This window comes from Microbacterium sp. (assembly GCF_035554235.1).
Taxonomy (GTDB): Bacteria; Actinomycetota; Actinomycetes; order Actinomycetales; family Microbacteriaceae; genus Microbacterium.
On record NZ_DATMIO010000272.1, the window covers coordinates 1 to 2,120 of the forward strand.

General features: G+C 68.3%; 2 protein-coding genes. Both read right to left on the reverse strand.

The features are described 5' to 3' along the window. Positions 1–788 (reverse strand): SLC13 family permease (locus VNT50_RS13880; RefSeq protein ID WP_325485703.1); only part of this gene is annotated, 788 nt, incomplete at its 3' end. Between the two features lie 302 nt (positions 789–1,090). Next, positions 1,091–1,870, reverse strand: coding sequence for a VOC family protein (locus VNT50_RS13885; protein WP_325485702.1), 780 nt, complete (start codon positions 1,868–1,870; stop codon positions 1,091–1,093). Positions 1,871–2,120 lie beyond the last annotated feature (250 nt).

A 2,120-nucleotide genomic window follows, 5' to 3' on the forward strand; every position in this document is an offset into this window, starting at 1 on the left:
AGCTCGCCGAGCTTGCGTCGCTCGTCGTTTACGTACTCCTTCACCCCATCGACCTCCTTGACCTCGGGGCGGTTGAAGAGGAGGCAGATGAGAATGACCGCGACGAACATCACGAGCACGATCGGGAGCGCCATCACGAACCACTCGAAGAAGGTGATGGGCTCGCCGGTCTCGGCCTCGAGCAGCTCGCGACCGATCAGGTTGGGCGGGCTGCCGATTGGCAGCAGCAGGCCGCCGACGGTGATGCTGTAGGTGATCACGAGCATGAGCGCGGCGCCGAAGCGCAGGCGCTCGACCCGCCGCTCGCCCCGGGCCTGCTGGGCGACCAGGCCACCGACGACCCCCATCACCCCGAGGGCGATCGGGAGCATCATCGCCGCGCCGGCGGTGTTGGACATGACCGGCGAGGTCAGGGCGCCGATGAGCCCGAAGGCCAGGATGATGCGGTAGGTGTTGCCGCCCACCCACGACAGCGACAGCACCCGGAAGGTCAGGCGCCGGTGCAGCCCGTGCACCACCATCGCCTGGGCGATGATGAAGCTGCCGATGAAGAGCATCACCGTGTCGTCGGTGAACAGCGCAAACACGACGTCGACCGACGTGTCGTCCTCCGGCGGAGGCGGCGTGGCCTCGAGCAGGGCGCAGAGAACGACACCCACCAGCGCGGTCATCGGGATGGGAATCGCCTCGGTCACCCACCAGACGACGACAAAGGCGAGAATCGCCGCGAGTCGATGCTGATTTCCGTCGATGTCGAAGGGAAGGAGCAGCACGACCGCGAGCACCACGGGGCCCAAGAACAGCCCGACGGTGCGGCGCTGGCGCTCGAAACGCTCCTCGGCCTCCGACAGCTGCCCTTCCTGCTCGTCGAGCGTGCGGTAGGTCTTACGACCCCCTACGTCCTCGATCTAGTCGCGCGGCTCCTCCCTCGTCTCCGTCTCCATGTGCGGAGCGGTACCCGCTTTGCGCCAGGGCTATACGGAAGGGCAACCGATGCTCGGGACCGCCCCGATGGCGCCTGTCGTCCGACGCGAGAGCATGGGGCGTCGGCTTCTAGGCGCCCGCTGGCGAAGCAGCAGCGTTCGCTCGGTTACGGGTCGGTTTCTCCCTCGAAGACCGCGAACGCGGCTCCCAGTGGGTCGGCGATCACGGCGAAGCGGCCGATGTGGGTCTCGGTCGGCCGCGATAGCGCGTGGCCGCCGAGGCGCTCGGCGTCGCGGGCGGCATCGTCGACGTTCTCGACCGTGAAGTAGGGGAGCCAGTTCGGCGGGATGCCCCGCCCCTGCTCGACTTGCTCGCGTACGCCTCCGTTCAGGCGGCCGCCGTTCCTGATCGACGCGTACCCGCTCTCGTCGGTCTCATACTGCCAGCCAAGCAGCTCGGCGAAGAAGGCCTTGACCCGCTCGACATCTGTCGTGGCAAGCTCGTTCCAGCACAGCGCGCCGACGTCGTTGACGAGCGTGGCGCCGATCCGGGAGCGCGGCTGCCACAGCGACACGATCGCCCCGGTCGGGTCACTGATCGCCGCAACGCGGCCGGCATCGAGCACGTCGAACGGCTCACGGAACACGGCAGCACCACCGAGTTCACCGGCTCGGGCGGCGGTCGCGTGGGCGTCCTCGACCGAGATGTACGAGGTCCAGTGCGGCGGCGCCCCCGCCGCGCGCGCCTCAGGCTGTTGGCGGTAAAGGATCGCGACATCGTGGTCGTTTCGGCGCAGCATCGTGAAGGTGCCTGCCTCACCCGCCGAGTGCTCCTCCGGTTGCCAGCCGAACAGGCGGGTGTAGAACTGCTCCGCCGCAGCGGGGTAGGTCGTCGCCAGGCCTACCCAGCAGAACGTACCCGGCTCGTAATGGGTGCGCTCGCCCATGCCTCAACTCAGGGTTGTCATGCCCGAAGCATCGTGACACCCATGCCCTTCGCGTGAAAGCGAACGCGCACGGGTCAGCCTCGGCTCCTGCCGGGGACGATGAGGAGCAGCCCGCCGAGCCAATCTCGTCGCTGCTGCTCTGGGCGACTTGCGCAAGCCGACGGCGCGGTCACCCGAGATGCCGCCCCTCGTCCTGAGGGGCGTATCGCGGGCGCCGGCGGAGACGACCGCACTTCGCGCGGAAGACATC